The organism is Candidatus Rickettsia barbarica (assembly GCF_041477405.1).
GTDB lineage: Bacteria > Pseudomonadota > Alphaproteobacteria > Rickettsiales > Rickettsiaceae > Rickettsia > Rickettsia rickettsii.
In genome coordinates this window covers 131,691-147,138 of sequence record NZ_JBEWYL010000002.1, presented here as the reverse complement: position 1 = coordinate 147,138, position 15,448 = coordinate 131,691, and the positions used below count along the sequence as shown (strand labels likewise).

Here is a 15,448-nt window from a genome sequence, read left to right as displayed (position 1 = left end):
GAATTTTCAATTTGTCCTCGCAATGACGAAAATATTAGTGTTGCAATAATAATTAATAAATATAAGTTATTTACTTTATAAATCAACCATTTTCTCTTAACTCCTTATTATACAACCTATAATATTCATCTTTATTCTTAAGCAATTGTGTATGAGTTCCTTGTTCACAAATCTCACCGTTTTTCATGACGATAATATTATCAAGATCGGTAATACTGCTTAAACGATGCGTAATAATTAAAGTGGTTTTGCCTTGGCGTAATTTCTTTAACGATTCTAGAATTTTCTGTTCGGAAGCTTGGTCTAAGCTGCTTGTTGCTTCATCCCAAATTAAAATAGGGGCATCTTTTAAGAAAGCTCTAGCAATAGATAAACGCTGACGCTGACCGCCTGAAAGAGTCGTCCCCTGCCCCCCTATCTGCGTGTCGTAACCATTCGGCAGATGCATAATAAACTCATGAGCATCGGCATATTTTGCTGCTCTAATTATTTCTTCTCTTGTAGCGTTTTCCTGACCGTATGCTATATTTTCTGCAACGCTTGTATCAAATAAATGAGTATCTTGAGTCACTAAGGAAATCTGACCTCTAAGTGAAGTAAGCTTAATATCTTTAATATCATGATTATTAATTAAAATTCTTCCTTCATTTGGATCATAAAAACGCACTAATAAATTACTAAGCGAAGTCTTAGCACTACCTGAACGCCCGACAAACGCAATAATTTTATGAGGTTCTAGCCTTAAATCTATATATTTTATAGCTATTTTACTCTCAAACCTTAAAGCTAGTTTTTCAAAAGTAATTTGTGGATTATATAAATCTACGTCTTTAGCATCTTCATGATCTTTAATAAGAGGCTCGGTATCCAAAATACTAAATACCCTCTTAGCTGCTGCTATTCCTTCTTGCAAATTAATATTTAACGATACCAAACTTTTAAACGGTCTATAAGCCGCTGCAAAAGAAGCCAAAAAAGCAAAAAGAGCCCCTGGCGTACTTTTCCCCTCCAGGACTAGATTACCTCCATACCATATCATCCCTCCAACTGCAAGACCGCTTAAACCCTCCATAATCGGTGAAACCATCGCATCTAGCTTAGATGTTGTTTTGTAGAACTCTAAAATATTATTAATAATCAACGATGCTCTATTACTTTCTATTTGTTCGCCTACAAAAGATTTAATAATCTTAATTGACTGAAATGTTTCATCAAGCCGAGAGGTATAATGCCCAAGCTCTTCTTGTGACTGTGCAAATATTCTTCTCATCTTTCTACCCATCCTTTGCACCGGATAAACAGCTAAAGGGAAAACAAGAAAAACTACGCAAGATAATAGCGGTTCTAAATGAAACATTGTTGCTATTAAACATACTACAGTTAGGAAATGTTTAGCACATCCGACAAGTAAGTTAGAAACAGCTCCACGCATCAAAGCAATATCATTAGTAAAACGAGATATTAAACGTCCTGAAGATTGGTTTTGAATAAAAGAAATATCGGCAAATAACAAATGCTCATACATTTTTATCTGTAAATCGTTTAGTACCCTCTGCCCAACAAATTTTATTAGATAATTCTGATAATACTCTGAAATTCCTTTTATAACAAAAGTTACAGTAAGCACTATAGGCATTATTATAAGCATTTCCTTATCATGCATTAAAAAAACCTTATCAATAATAGGTCTAGCCGCATGTACGATCAATGCCGTACAAAGTGCTGCAACAACCATACAAAATATCGCAAAATATATTTTATTTGCGTAAGATTTAACATGATCTTTTATCAGCCTTTTTATAACATCTGCGGCTGTGTAGTTATCATTTAAATTATTGTTATTCATTCTCGTTAAAAATATTAAATTGATGATGTGATTGATTCGGTACAGGCATTTTCAAATGCTCAAAAGCGGCAATCGTGATTATCCTACCTCTAGGAGTTCTTTGTAGTAAACCTATCTGTATAAGATAAGGCTCTATGGTTTCTTCAAGTGCATCACGTTGTTCAGATAAGGCAGCTGCAATCGTTTCAATTCCGACAGGACCGCCGTTATAATTATCCGCTATGAATTTTAGATAACGATAATCATTGCTATCAAGTCCTATGCAATCAACTTCCAAACGATTTAACCCAAAATCAGAGATTTCCTTATCTACTCTTGATTTACCGTCAACTGCTGCAAAATCTCTTATACGACGAAGCAATCTTAATGCAATTCTTGGCGTTCCTCTACTTCTTTTAGCTATTTCTTTAGAACCCGAATCGGTCAAATCAATATCAAGTAGTTTACTTGCTCTATTTAGAACTTTCTTCAATTCCTCGGTATTATAAAAATTTAGCCGCATAGGGATACCGAACCTATCACGCAAAGGATTACTAAGCAGCCCGAGGCGTGTGGTAGCACCGATTAAGGTAAATTTCGGCAAGGTTATTTTCACTGACCTTGCGGCAGATCCTTCACCGATAATTATATCAAGCTCAAAATCTTCCATAGCAGGATATAAAACCTCTTCAACCGCAGTATTTAAGCGGTGGATTTCATCAATAAATAATACATCGTTCTTTTCAAGATTGGTAAGAATAGCAGCAAGATCAGCGACCTTAAGTATAGCAGGACCGGAGGTGGATTTAAAATTACCGCCGATTTCGTTAGAGATAATTTTAGCAAGCGTAGTTTTACCAAGCCCGGGCGGACCGTAAAATAAAGTATGATCAAGATGCTCATTTCGAGATTTTGCAGCCTTAATAAATACCGAAAGATTTTCTTTAATCTGCTGTTGACCGACAAATTCTTGCAAATATGACGGCCTTATCGGCAATTCTTGATCATTTTCACTTTTTTCAGGTGATAATATATTAGTCATTATTTTAAATCGAATATAATGACTAATAATAGCCAAAAAATAGTTTTATGCTATAAATTATTTTAGACTTTTATATTAGCCCTCTTCATAGAAACTAGTTACCCCTTCTCTAAGTTTATCTACGGTTTCAAAAAATTTTTCTGTATCAGTGACGCCTAAGTTTTGTAATTCTTCTTTAAGGTAATTTTGATTTAATCCTTTACATAACTTGAAATAATGGCCAAATATCTCATTTGATAATATTATATTAGGATTTTCATAATAATTTTTCAAAACTTCTGCTACATCTTTTAGAGTAAGGTTATTTTCATCAGTTATTTCTGTAATTTGTGCGTCCAATTCTTGTCTATCTTGAGATTTCATTCCTATCTTATAACCTAAAATATTACATCCAATTAAGCTTTTATTCTATTTTATAGCATCCGATAAGACTTTCTTTTATTCCTTGCTTACTTCTGTACTTAATGAAAAATTCAATCCGGCAAGTTTAGTATTTTTAACAAATGAGGATCAGGCAGGAACATTATTATCAAAAAATATCCCACTTATATCTAAATCGCTTATTTTTGTTTCGTTTACTCTTAAGGTATCTAAAAGAACATCTATCTTATTAACATTATTCAAAGCATTTATAAAACTAATGTCAGTAATGCGGCATAGCGGATCTTTAAAAAATTCAGCAAATAACTTTATTGATTTTAAACTCCACGCAAAACTATCAGTACTTAAGTACTTTATAGTAGCGTCTCCTTGTAAAGCATCAAATAACCCATTTTAAAGCATCTTCAGGAATTTTAGAGTATCCAGCAGCTGCAAATACCGGTGATTGTGGTACAAAATTAACCTCGGTAATACTTAAAGTAGCAGGGTCTTTCCATAGGCTCTTTTAATATTTCTTCAGCCTGTATTTTTTCTAAATATTCTATTAACTTGGACACATATTTTACCTATTAATTTTAGTAATTAAAATTAATATAAAATGACTGCTAATTTATCAACTAAAAATTAGAATTTCGATTTTTCAGGGCTGTTTTGATTAATTCATCAATAGAGATTTCGGGATTTCGGGTAATGATGCCTTGAACAGCATTTTGAGCTTCAAATCTAGAAAATCCTAGATTTACTAGAGCTTTTATTACTTCATTACTTGCAATGGGTGTGATATTCTTAATATTTAAGCTCTCTTTAATAATAGCTGAACCGCTTGATATTTTCGCTACTTTACCTTTCAGCTCTAACACTATACGTTCAGCAAGTTTAGCCCCTACTCCGGATATTGCTTTAAATATATTTTTATCTTCATTATTTACAGCAATTTGAATATCTGAAGGCGTAAGGCTTGATAAGATAAATAAAGCCATTCTTGTACCTATACCGTTTACTGATTGTAGTAAATTAAAAAAAATCTTCTCTTCTAGAGTCAAAAAACCGTAAAGATGAATATGTTCCTCTCTAACATGGGTTTCGATAAATAGTTTATAAAACTCCCCTTCAGCAAGTTTACCTAAAGTTTTACCTGAAGCATAGACTAAGTACCCTACCCCGTTTACGTCAATTATAACGTAATCATCGCCTTGGGCATCAACTTTACCACTTAATTGACCGATCATATATTTACTTTTTCTTTTTACTATATATTAAAATTAGTGTCGGTAAAGCGGTAACAATTGCTGCTAAGATGTAATGAATAACAAACGGTCTATCCATCATATGACACTGCCCATCATTAGGAATAGTTTGAGCTAAAACCATATAAGCAACTATTATCGTCACTACTATATATAGACCGGTGAAAAACAAATATTTTATAAAATTTTTCATGTTAATCTCTTTTTGAATCAGTGATATGATGTTATTCCTGCGAAAGCAGAAATCTAGGGGTAAAGCAAGATAAATCGAGCTTTTAAAAAGCTTTAAAGTACTGGATTCCGGCTTTCGCGGAAATGGCATCAGAGGTTTTTTCTTCTCTTAAGTTAACACTCATACACGAAAGCGGGAATGACATTAAAAACTACACAAACTTATAATAAGTTTGATTCTTATACCCTTTACTTATTAAAAGTTTACGCTCTAAACCATATAACAAATCTCTACTAGCCGTTGCCGTAGAAATATTTTTATGTACAGTAATATAATCTTTTCTAGAAAACCATTGATCTATTAAATTAACCTTAGCAAATTCCATTCTAGATAAAGGCGTATTTGCCTCATATGTAATATTATTACTATATAATCTTAATGCTGCAACTATTTTATCAAGCATAAACTCGATAAATAAGGTCGATTCACCAAGCTTATCACACTTACTTAAAACACTATAATATTCACTTTGATTATTCCTTATCAAACTTTCAACGGAAATATACTCAAAAATTTTATTAGCTTGCATTAGTAATAATTGTTGCCATAATCTACCGATTCGTCCGTTACCGTCTGAAAAAGGATGGATAAATTCAAACTCATAATGAAATATACAAGCTTTAACTATTCCAGAAATTTGCTTATCTTGTGCTATAAACTCAAATAAATCCTGCATTAATAAAGATACACGGCGTGCCGTAGGGGCAAAATATATAATCTCTGTGCCTTTAAATATAGCGGCATTACCTTTACGCCACTTTCCGTTATCTTCTACTAATCCTTGCATTAATATCTCATGTGCTTTTAATAATGATTCAATTTTGAAGGGATTAAATATAGTCAGATTAGTATATAGTTTTATAGCATTTTTTACTTCTACAATATCTTTTTCAGGTGCAAGTACACGCTTGTCGTTTATTATATCGGTTATCTGCTCTACGCTTAAACTATTTCCTTCAATTGCTAAAGAAGAATGGATGGTTTTAATTTGATTATTTTTTCTAAGTTTTATAGGTTGAGAGTAAAGCTTGCTACCGGCTAAAATACCAAGCTCATAAGAAATATCTTGTGATAACTCCAAGATTTTATTAGTTATTTGAAAAGACGGTTTACTATTCATTATATGATAGTATCATATGATATTATCATTGTCTACCCAGAATATTTTTGCTATATCATTCGCATAGGGTATTAGCCTTATTGCATGACTCCAAAATCGTCATTGCGAGCAGCCGTAGGCTGCGTGGCAATCTCATGAAATAATAACAAACTCCTAAGATTGCCTCATCAATTGCTATGCAATTTTCTCGTAATGACATACATCTCTTTATTTTACAATACTCTCATTAGACTACCTACCTCAATATCTTCTATAACACCACTTTTACGATCTTTTAATTCAACAATATTATTTGCGGCTTTTTTAGAACCAATTATAATTTGATGAGGTGAGCCTATAAGATCATGCGTTGCAAATTTACTGCCTGGACGTGCTTCGGTATCGTCATATAACACTTCTATATTTGTATCTGATAGCTCTTTATAAGCCATTTCCGCAAGCTCTACGCATTTACTATCATGAATATTTAAATTAATTAGAGAAACTTTGAAAGGAGCAACGCTAGAAGGCCATATGATACCTTTCTCATCGCAATTTGCTTCTATGATAGCAGCAACTAACCTTGAAATGCCTATGCCGTAAGAACTCATTTCTATAGGAGTTAGTTTACCATACTCATCATTAATAAGTGCATTCATATTAACCGAATATTTTGAGCCTATATAAAAAATATGCCCGACTTCTATTCCTTTACTGTTGGTTATTTCTTGCTCAGATATAGGTAATTTATTTACTTCATATTTTTCTTCAGCTGCTGCGTACCAACTTTTAATTTCCTCTACATCGATATCAGGATTATCTTTTAAGGTCTTAAATTTTTTATCGTAATAAATAGTACTTTCACCAGTTTCAGCGATTATATGAAACTCATGGCTTAAATTGCCACCGATCGGACCGTTATCGGCAATAACAGGGATAACAAACACGCCTAAATCCCTGAAAGCATTGATATAAGCCTTATACATTTGATTATAGGTTTTAACGGCATTTTCTTCATTTATATCAAAAGAATAAGCATCTTTCATTAAAAACTCTCGTCCTCTCATAACACCAAAACGAGGTCTAATCTCATCACGAAATTTCCATTGGATATGATAAAGATTTTTCGGCAAATCCTTATATGACTTAATATTATGACGAAAAATATCCGTAATCATATCTTCGTTAGTAGGACCGAATAGTAAAGTATTATCGTGGCGATCTTGAAATTTCAGCATTTCTTTACCGTAATTATCAAAACGTCCCGATTCCATCCATAAATGTGCCGGCTGAATGCAAGGCATTAGAACTTCCAAAGCTCCCGCTTTATTCATATTTAAGCGTACTATATTCTCGATATTTTTCAATACTTTTAAGCCAAGCGGAAGCCAAGTATAAATCCCTGCTGCTTGCTGCCTAATCATTCCGCTTCTAAGCATTAATTTATGCGAAGTTACTTGAGCTTCACTTGGCTCTTCCTTTAACACAGGTAAAAAATATTTTGATAATAACATATTTTATTTACTTTCTTGCTATATTTATAATCATTTATTTGGTTATCCCGAGGCCTCGCCACGGGATCCAGTTTTTTTAAATTTTGTTCTGGATACCGCGATCAAGTCGCGGTATGACAAAATGACTGGATTCCCGCTTCCGCAGAAATGACATTAATAACGTATCACCTTTTAGTAGTAAGGTTTAAAAACTCATGACGATATTTCTGCTGTTCGGCAAATATACCCGTATAATGCATGGTACTCATAACGCTATTATCTTGCATTACGCCACGCATTGACATACAGCTATGTACGGCAGAAATCTTAACGGCAACGCCAAGCGGCTTTAAATTCTCCTGCACGCTTTCTGCTATCTGTACCGTCATTTTCTCTTGGATTTGTAGTCTTCTAGCAAAAATATTTACTATTCGTGCTAGCTTACTTATGCCGACAATACAATTATCAGGAACATAAGCTATATCTACTGTACCGTTAAAAGGTAATATATGATGTTCACAGAAAGAGGTAAATTTTATATTCAGTAAGATAAAATCTCGAAAATTACAAGTTTCATAAAACTTGGTATTTAATATTTCTGCTACATCCTTTCCATAACCGGAAAATATTTCTACGTAGCTATTAATTACTCTATCAGGCGTTTGAAGCAACCCTTCTCTGCTTGGATCTTCACCAATGAATTTTAGTAACGTTCTTACTGCCTCTTTAGCTTCTTCTCTAGTTGGTTTACTCATGCGCTAGTTTTATACTTTTAAAAAATATTACTTTAACACAAATATATACAAACATCAAGCCACCTACTATAGCAATAACCCCTCCTCCACCCATCATTCCCATTAATAGCTTAGCTGACATCGGCATTACACTATTTGGGTCTTTTCGCATAACACTGTAACCACCGGCGAATGCTAGACCTAGTATGTGCAGAATCTGTCCGAATGTTAGGAGGTAAAATGTAAAATTAATAATATTGTCATTGTAAAATTAATAATATTGTCATTGCGAGGAGGCACGAAGTGCCGACGCGATAATCTAGGGAGTTTTTGTATTACCTCATGAGATTGCCACGCTCTTTTTAGTCGCTCACAATGACGTTGATACCTCCCAATACCCAAATAACTACACCCCATACAAGCAATGCTAATCCCTACTATAGACCCGTGATAATGAGCAGGAATTGCTACATTTATCCCTGTGATATTCATTGCTATAAGCCCGCCAAGTAAGAATAAAGTAATAGAGCAAAGTAAGATGGTTTTGATTACTCTGTCATTTATTGTAACCGTGTCATCCCGCGGGATGACAAATACCCACACCAACTCAACCCCCATACCTATTAAACATAAAACAGGAGCAATGCCGCCTAGATATTTCATATGATTTGTATAGAATACTTTGAAGGCTCCATCGATAATATCATAAAATATATGACCGAAAAGTGTAAGAATTCCGAAAATAAAATTTAAATAAAGTAAGAAAAGATAGAATTTTGACATTTCACTTCTCTAGCTATTAACTCTCTAAATAAACTAACCCAAATAAATATTAATATTTGAGTATATATAAATTGCAGTAAATGACCTCCGCTCCAAAAAAGTAATTCATAATAAAATTCTATCTCGATTGGAATAAGTTGAATGATGTTTTGCAAGCCATTATAAGACCATCCAAAACAAACAAAGCTTAAAATAAACATTATAATAGTCGATAATACGGTAAAATTAACTAGACTATTTAAGTTCGTCCAATCGAAGAAATATAAAATATTTATAGCGTACAATAGCAACGTAACACCAAATAAGCTTAACCCCCCAATAAATACGATATTTTCAAGCATCGGTATATAATTATTCATCACCGGATTATGCCCGGCTATTGGGGAGATGGCGATTAGAAGAGTAGCTAGAAAAGCAAGTTTGGGGTAAAGGCGAAACACGTCATTGCAAGCGAACGTAGAGAGCGCAATCTCAGAAATTTTGTATTGTTTCATGAGATTGCCGCGTCGAGGCTTTGCCTCTCCTCGCAATGACGTTTCACCCCCCCAAACACTAGCCGTAACGGACAATAACCAAATCAATACCGATAAATTAACATGAATAATTAAAGCAGATTTGAAAATATGCGGATTTGGGAAAAAGCTTGATAATTGCGGGGTACGTAGTACCACCAAAATAATTGAATATAAACCCGCAAATCCCAAAGATAAAATACCAAGCTTAAGCCAAGAATTAGTTAAGCTATTATTTTGTAATTGATTGGTAGAATTCATAACTACAGGTAAATATTAAATATAATCTACAAATAGCTCACAGTATTTAAATAAGCAATATTTTTTTATTTGCTTTAGAAGCTAACATACGATATTAATCAGTCAATCCAGAGTTAATAGTTAGATATGACTAACCACCTACGCATCGGTATCGGTATTTTAATCTTTGAATAATAGGAATGAAATTTTATTAGGTAAACATATTAGTTCCCATGGTGAGTCTAGTTATGCTCCTGTCGGTGGACATTTAGAATTTGGAGAAACATTTGCAGAATGTGCTATCCGTGAAGTTTTAGAAGAAACAAATCTGATCATTGAAAATCCACAATTGATAGCGGTGACTAACGATATTTTTGAAAAAGAACAAAAAAGTATTACATCTTGATTTGCCTTAAAGCTCATTGTTTAAATGAGCATGAATTACAGAATCTTGAGGCTCATAAAGTAGAAAACTGGTAGTGGTTTACTCTTGATAATTTACCCTCTAACCTTTTTCTACCTCTAAAAAGACTCATTGAGAAAAAATGTTATTTATATAAAAAAAGTATTGATTAACTAAGTTTATCTAATTTTAAATATCCGGACGCGTATTTGTGTAAAACACTAGCAATAAGAGTTTGATAAGACATTCTTTCTTGTGCTGCAATTCTTTTTATATGATTTAAATCGTATAACGGCAATCTAATATTAATTCTTTCCGATTTTTAAAAAAAATTAGCTGCGGCAATTTTAGCTATATTTTTTGGCTCTCTAACTCTTTTTTAGGCAACTCTAAAAGCTCATCTTGTTCAAAATAATCTAGTACTTCTTATTCTTTTTCAGTAAATTTGTATTTTTTCATAATCTAATCCTTAGCGTGACAATATCATCCTAACTTAGCAATATTAATAAATGATCACCTTGATTTATAATTATGATAATACAGATTTTATTGTTGTAGCGGATTGAATGGTGGGTTTGAGAAGACTTGAACTTCTGACCTCACGCTTATCAGGCGTGTGCTCTAACCAGCTGAGCTACAAACCCACAGTGTAGAACTATGGTGAGCTCGCCGGGATTTGAACCCGGGACCCTTTGATTAAAAGTCAAATGCTCTACCGACTGAGCTACGAGCTCTTAAATATATTGCATATATTCAAAAATTATGTTTTACTATATCGCCGAAAAAGGCTAATCTGTCAACAATTATTTTTTAATTTAAACTTAGGAAGTTTATGCGGCATCAGGACGTGGCTATAATTATCCCCTCAAGGCTAAGTTCAACTAGGCTTAAACAAAAACCGCTGCAGCTTATCGGCTCTATAACTTTAATCGAGCGGGTATTCAAACAAGTAAATCAAGCGGGCCTTGAGCATACATATGTTGCGACCGACTCGGAAGAGATAGCAAGCGTTATTACAAAAGTCGGAGGAAAAGTAATATTCACGGATAGTGCTATCCCAACCGGTACTGATCGTACTTATGAAGCTTTTAAATTAATTCCAAATAATCAAAACATTAATTACATAGTTAATGTACAGGGAGATATGCCTTTCATTGAACCTAGCTCTATTTTGAAAATTATAGAATATTTAAAAAACAGCAAATACGATATTGTTACACCGATAGTCAAAGTAGATAGGGAATCAGTGAAAGCTAGTAGTAATGTTACCGTAGCGGTTGACTCGGCGGGGACAGCATTGTATTTTTCGCGTAGTCTTATTCCAAACGGTGCAGAAGAATTCTTATATCATGTAGGCATGTATGGTTTTCGCAAAAACGCTTTAGAAAAATTTGTATCTCTTAAGCCAACTTTTTTAGAAAAAACAGAACATTTAGAACAATTACGTGTCCTTGAAAACGGCATGACTATAGGTACATGTTTAGTTGAGAATGTTCCTATTTCCGTAGATACGGAAGAAGACTTAAAAAAAGCAGTAAAATTTTACGAAAATATTAGTAAACTAGGTTTATAATAATGGTACATTTCATTTTTGTTACCGGCGGCGTTGTTTCATCACTCGGTAAAGGTCTAACAGCAGCATCGCTTGCTATGCTATTGCAAGCGAAAGGTTTTAGAGTAAGTGTACGAAAACTAGACCCTTATCTTAACATTGACCCGGGAACTATGAATCCTCACGAACATGGTGAGGTATATGTAACCGATGACGGAGCAGAAACCGATCTAGATCTTGGACATTATGAACGTTTTACCGGAGTTTCCGCATGCAAATTTGATAGCATCACAACAGGTGCGATATACTCAAAATTACTTAAAGATGAACGTTTAGGAAATTACGCCGGCGTTACTGTTCAAGTCATCCCACATGTTACAAATATAATAAAAGATTTTATACTTTCAAACACCAAGGGTTTTGATTTTATTATTTGTGAAATAGGCGGTACAGTCGGTGATATTGAAGGTCTACCATTTTTTGAAGCTATAAGGCAAATTGGTAACAAATTAAAAAGCGCAAATTGTTTATTTATTCATTTAACATTGTTACCTTATGTTAAAACCGCCCGTGAATTAAAAATAAAACCTACCCAACACTCAGTTACAGCATTACGCGCTATAGGTATTTCACCTAATATACTAGTGTGTCGTGCAGAACGTAACATTTCAAAAGGCGAAATAGATAAAATATCTTTATTGTGTAATATAGAATCTGAGTATGTTGTTCCGGCAATAGATCAAAAAAATATATATTTAGTACCAATTGCATATCATAATTCAGGTCTTGATAATAAAGTATTAAAATTTTTTAATATTAATATCATGCCATCTAAATTAGATAAATGGCATGATATAATTAATAGGCTAAAAGATTCTAATTCAAAAGTAAGAATCGCTATAATAGCTAAATATCATAAATTAAAAGATGCTTATAAATCAGTAATCGAGGCACTTGATCATGCAGGTATTTATTACAAATACAAAATTGATTTAGCATGGATAAATGCTGAAAATCTAACTGAAGAGAATATTAATAAAAAATTATTATATATAGATGGGATTTTAGTACCAGGTGGATTTGGAGAACGGGCAACTAAAGGAAAAATTATAGCAATAAAATATGCCCGTACTAATAACATACCTTTTTTTGGAATATGTTTCGGTATGCAACTTGCGACGATCGAAATAGCTCAGAATTTAATCGGTATTAAAGATGCAGTAACGGAAGAATTTAAAGTGGACGGTACAAAAATTATTGAGAAAATAAATAAAAACTGTGAAGACTCAAAAATAACAATTGAAAATGTAAAAAAGACTATGAGACTTGGCTCTTATCCTTGTAGTTTGGTCGCAAGTACCATTGCAGCTAATGCTTATACAAGCCTTGAAATAAATGAGAGACATCGTCATAGATATAAATTTAATAATGAATTTCAAAATATTTTTGAAAAACACGGAATAGTATTTAGCGGTTTTTCAAAAGATGAAGAGATTGTAGAGATAATTGAACTACCGCTACTGCGTTGGTTCGTAGGAGTACAATTTCATCCGGAATTTAAATCTAAACCTTTTGAAGCTCATCCGTTATTTATTCAGTTTATTAAAGCAGCGATTGAGTATAACAACTGTCATTAACAACAATATATGAGACTATTTTAAAAAATCTTGACATAGTTTTTATTATAGTCTAGGGTGCATAAAAAATAATAGCCGGACAGTTTCTAAAAAGCGTTTGAGGTCATTCCCGCATATGCGGGAATGACCTATAAAGCTCTAAGCCTTGCAAAAACATAACATTTTTAAAAACTATCCAGTACTAAAAAAATAAGCTCATAGTAAATCAATGGATAGCGTGGATTCTAATTTCACAATTTGGAATAAAGCCAGAAACAGTAAATTTAGACATATAGTATGGCCGATTAGATCGTATGAATTAACCAAGTTCATCCCGATGGCTTTACTAATGTTTTTTATTCTACTTAATCAAAACTTAGTTCGTAGTATTAAAGATAGTTTTGTTGTTACCTTAATTAGCACGGAAGTATTGAGTTTTATCAAACTTTGGGGCGAAATGCCGATGGGAATTTTATTTGTTATTTTTTATTCTAAACTCTGTAATATTATGACAACAGAGCAAGTTTTTAGGATAATTACCAGTACTTTTTTATTTTTCTTCGTAATTTTTGGTTTTATTTTATTTCCGTACAGAGAGTTTTTTCATCCCGATCCCGAATTAATTAAGCACTATATCACTGTTCTTCCTCACTTAAAATGGTTTTTAATAATTTGGGGACAGTGGAGTTTGGTATTATTTTATATTATGGGAGAGTTATGGCCGGTTATAGTCTTTACTCTTTTATATTGGCAGCTTGCAAATAAAATTACTAAAGTCGAAGAAGCACCACGATTTTACTCATTTTTTACTTTATTCGGACAAACTAATTTACTCATCTCAGGAACCGTAATTATTTATTTTGCTCAGAGTGAGCATTTCTTATTACCTTTATTTTCTCATCTAAACGATACAAATGAAATTCTTTTAAAATCATTTATTACGGTTATTTTAATATCCGGATTAATTTGTCTAGCTCTTCATAAACTTATTGATAAATCAGTCGTAGAAGCTGACAAAAATATTAAATTTAAAAACCAAAGAATGGATATATTAAAATTAAGCTTGGTCGACAGTGCAAAAGTAATATTAACTTCTAGATATCTCGGTTTTATTTGTCTTCTTGTAATGTCTTATTCTATGAGTATTAGCCTAATAGAAGGATTATGGATGTCCAAAGTAAAGCAACTCTATCCCGCTACAAAGGATTTTATAGCCTATCACGGTAAAGTGTTTTTTTGGACGGGAATACTCACGTTAGTTAGTGCGTTTTTAGGCAGTAGTTTAATTAGAATATGCGGCTGGTTTTGGGGAGCTATTATAACACCGATTATGATGTTTGGAGCAGGTGTTATGTTCTTTTCATTCACGGTTTTTGAAAATCACCTAGGAAATATCGTAAATACTCTCGGTTATAGTGCACCGCTTGTCGTTATAGTTTTTATCGGCGGACTTTGGCATGTACTTTCTAAATCCGTAAAATATTCACTTTTTGATGCTACCAAAGAAATGGTATATATTCCGCTCGATAGTGAAATGAAGACCAAAGGTAAAGCTGCAGTTGATGTTATGGGTACTAAAATCGGTAAATCAACAGGTGCTCTTATTCAATTCATATCCTTTAGTATTTTCCCGAACGCCATACATAACGACATAGCCGGTTTATTGATGTTTAGTTTTATTATCGTATGTCTATTATGGCTATATGGCGTGAAAGTTTTATCAAAATATTATAATAAGATGATACAACGTTGATAAGGATATCCATTCCTGCGCGAAGGCTTGCTTGCGTTGATACCTATAATCTTCATGAGCTACGTAGGCGTTGTTGCATGACTCAGAAAAGGCGTACGATGTCATTCGTAGCTCAATATTGTTGCGTAGACCGGTCAAATCCCCTGTGTCATCCCGTGGCTTGACCACGGGATCCATAAAAACAATAAAAAATACTTTTAACTGGATCCCGTGATCAAGTCGCGCGGGATGACATCAGGAAAACTGATCCACGCAACAAGGCTCAAAAGCGGGAATCTAGCACAATAACTTCAAATATCGATATAGAAGTTATTTATTAAAAAAATAAACCTAAAAAAACAAATTTTTTATAGGTTTTACTAGATTTCCGCCTACGCGGGAATGATATAAAACGATCTATGTATACAATGCTGAACAGAAATGACCAGTGCTTTTCAAAAATTGCTTGATGCTATGAATCAAACTACTGTATTTTGAACATCCTCTCCTATTAATCCTTGATCAAGCAAATTAAAAGCCTCATCCAAGCACTTATA

The 15,448-nt window shown here is 33.3% G+C and carries 11 protein-coding genes, 2 tRNA genes and 2 pseudogenes; 4 read left to right on the top strand and 11 right to left on the bottom strand.

Features of this window, described 5'->3' with window-relative positions; translation table 11 throughout:
* Positions 1–82: 82 nt before the first annotated feature.
* The 9 genes and pseudogenes from ABVF33_RS03290 to ABVF33_RS03250 form a co-directional block, all read right to left on the bottom strand.
* Entirely contained in the window at positions 83–1,846 is a 1,764-nt protein-coding gene (locus ABVF33_RS03290; RefSeq protein WP_499706254.1) for an ABC transporter ATP-binding protein, read from the bottom strand.
* Positions 1,839–2,867 carry a Holliday junction branch migration DNA helicase RuvB gene (gene ruvB / locus ABVF33_RS03285; protein ID WP_499706253.1) on the bottom strand — a complete coding sequence of 343 codons (1,029 nt, stop codon included), beginning with the start codon at positions 2,865–2,867 and terminating at the stop codon, positions 1,839–1,841. The genes ABVF33_RS03290 and ruvB overlap by 8 nt, the downstream gene beginning before the upstream one ends.
* A 75-nt stretch (positions 2,868–2,942) precedes the next feature.
* Entirely contained in the window at positions 2,943–3,230 is a 288-nt protein-coding gene (locus ABVF33_RS03280) for a hypothetical protein (protein WP_012719642.1), read from the bottom strand.
* 635 nt (positions 3,231–3,865) lie between these two features.
* Positions 3,866–4,477, bottom strand: coding sequence for a Holliday junction branch migration protein RuvA (gene ruvA, locus ABVF33_RS03275; protein ID WP_499706252.1), 612 nt, complete (start codon positions 4,475–4,477; stop codon positions 3,866–3,868).
* Between the two features lie 4 nt (positions 4,478–4,481).
* Positions 4,482–4,688 (bottom strand): Holliday junction ATP-dependent DNA helicase RuvA, encoded by a 207-nt coding sequence (locus ABVF33_RS03270; protein WP_499706251.1) that lies wholly within the window; start codon positions 4,686–4,688, stop codon positions 4,482–4,484.
* Between the two features lie 190 nt (positions 4,689–4,878).
* Positions 4,879–5,847 carry a Fic family protein gene (locus tag ABVF33_RS03265; protein ID WP_499706250.1) on the bottom strand — a complete coding sequence of 323 codons (969 nt, stop codon included), beginning with the start codon at positions 5,845–5,847 and terminating at the stop codon, positions 4,879–4,881.
* Between the two features lie 212 nt (positions 5,848–6,059).
* Positions 6,060–7,340: a proline--tRNA ligase gene (gene proS, locus ABVF33_RS03260; protein WP_499706249.1), complete on the bottom strand. Its 1,281-nt coding sequence runs from the start codon at positions 7,338–7,340 to the stop codon at positions 6,060–6,062.
* 164 nt (positions 7,341–7,504) lie between these two features.
* Positions 7,505–8,074 carry a GTP cyclohydrolase I FolE gene (folE, locus tag ABVF33_RS03255; protein WP_499706248.1) on the bottom strand — a complete coding sequence of 190 codons (570 nt, stop codon included), beginning with the start codon at positions 8,072–8,074 and terminating at the stop codon, positions 7,505–7,507.
* Positions 8,067–9,609: pseudogene (locus tag ABVF33_RS03250) on the bottom strand (hypothetical protein). The gene folE and the pseudogene ABVF33_RS03250 overlap by 8 nt, the downstream one beginning before the upstream one ends.
* 166 nt (positions 9,610–9,775) lie before the next feature.
* On the opposite strand from ABVF33_RS03250, the pseudogene ABVF33_RS03245 reads away from it, so the two are divergent.
* Positions 9,776–10,068 (top strand): annotated as a pseudogene (locus tag ABVF33_RS03245) (nucleotide triphosphate diphosphatase NUDT15).
* A gap of 490 nt (positions 10,069–10,558) precedes the next feature.
* Here ABVF33_RS03245 and ABVF33_RS03240 read toward each other — a convergent pair.
* Positions 10,559–10,635: transfer RNA gene (locus ABVF33_RS03240), tRNA-Ile, on the bottom strand.
* 14 nt (positions 10,636–10,649) lie between these two features.
* Positions 10,650–10,725: transfer RNA gene (locus ABVF33_RS03235), tRNA-Lys, on the bottom strand.
* A gap of 98 nt (positions 10,726–10,823) precedes the next feature.
* Between ABVF33_RS03235 and ABVF33_RS03230 the strand changes: the two genes are divergently transcribed.
* The 3 genes from ABVF33_RS03230 (at position 10,824) to tlc2 (ending at position 14,912) form a co-directional block, all read left to right on the top strand.
* Positions 10,824–11,564 (top strand): 3-deoxy-manno-octulosonate cytidylyltransferase, encoded by a 741-nt coding sequence (locus tag ABVF33_RS03230; RefSeq protein ID WP_499706247.1) that lies wholly within the window; start codon positions 10,824–10,826, stop codon positions 11,562–11,564.
* A gap of 2 nt (positions 11,565–11,566) precedes the next feature.
* The gene (pyrG, locus tag ABVF33_RS03225) at positions 11,567–13,180 is read left to right on the top strand and encodes a CTP synthase (protein ID WP_499706246.1); all 1,614 of its coding nucleotides are present in this window, start codon (positions 11,567–11,569) and stop codon (positions 13,178–13,180) included.
* A gap of 208 nt (positions 13,181–13,388) precedes the next feature.
* The gene (gene tlc2, locus ABVF33_RS03220; RefSeq protein WP_499706245.1) at positions 13,389–14,912 is read left to right on the top strand and encodes a nucleotide exchange transporter Tlc2; all 1,524 of its coding nucleotides are present in this window, start codon (positions 13,389–13,391) and stop codon (positions 14,910–14,912) included.
* Positions 14,913–15,448 lie beyond the last annotated feature (536 nt).

Bases quoted from the DNA above. Each gene is read 5' to 3' on its own strand.
- ABVF33_RS03265 (WP_499706250.1), bottom strand. From the start codon at position 5,847: ATGAATAGTAAACCGTCTTTTCAAATAACTAATAAAATCTTGGAGTTA.
- ABVF33_RS03230 (WP_499706247.1), top strand. From the start codon at position 10,824: ATGCGGCATCAGGACGTGGCTATAATTATCCCCTCAAGGCTAAGTTCA.
- proS (WP_499706249.1), bottom strand. From the start codon at position 7,340: ATGTTATTATCAAAATATTTTTTACCTGTGTTAAAGGAAGAGCCAAGT.
- ABVF33_RS03270 (WP_499706251.1), bottom strand. From the start codon at position 4,688: ATGAAAAATTTTATAAAATATTTGTTTTTCACCGGTCTATATATAGTA.
- folE (WP_499706248.1), bottom strand. From the start codon at position 8,074: ATGAGTAAACCAACTAGAGAAGAAGCTAAAGAGGCAGTAAGAACGTTA.
- ruvB (WP_499706253.1), bottom strand. From the start codon at position 2,867: ATGACTAATATATTATCACCTGAAAAAAGTGAAAATGATCAAGAATTG.
- ABVF33_RS03280 (WP_012719642.1), bottom strand. From the start codon at position 3,230: ATGAAATCTCAAGATAGACAAGAATTGGACGCACAAATTACAGAAATA.
- pyrG (WP_499706246.1), top strand. From the start codon at position 11,567: ATGGTACATTTCATTTTTGTTACCGGCGGCGTTGTTTCATCACTCGGT.
- ABVF33_RS03290 (WP_499706254.1), bottom strand. From the start codon at position 1,846: ATGAATAACAATAATTTAAATGATAACTACACAGCCGCAGATGTTATA.
- ruvA (WP_499706252.1), bottom strand. From the start codon at position 4,477: ATGATCGGTCAATTAAGTGGTAAAGTTGATGCCCAAGGCGATGATTAC.
- tlc2 (WP_499706245.1), top strand. From the start codon at position 13,389: ATGGATAGCGTGGATTCTAATTTCACAATTTGGAATAAAGCCAGAAAC.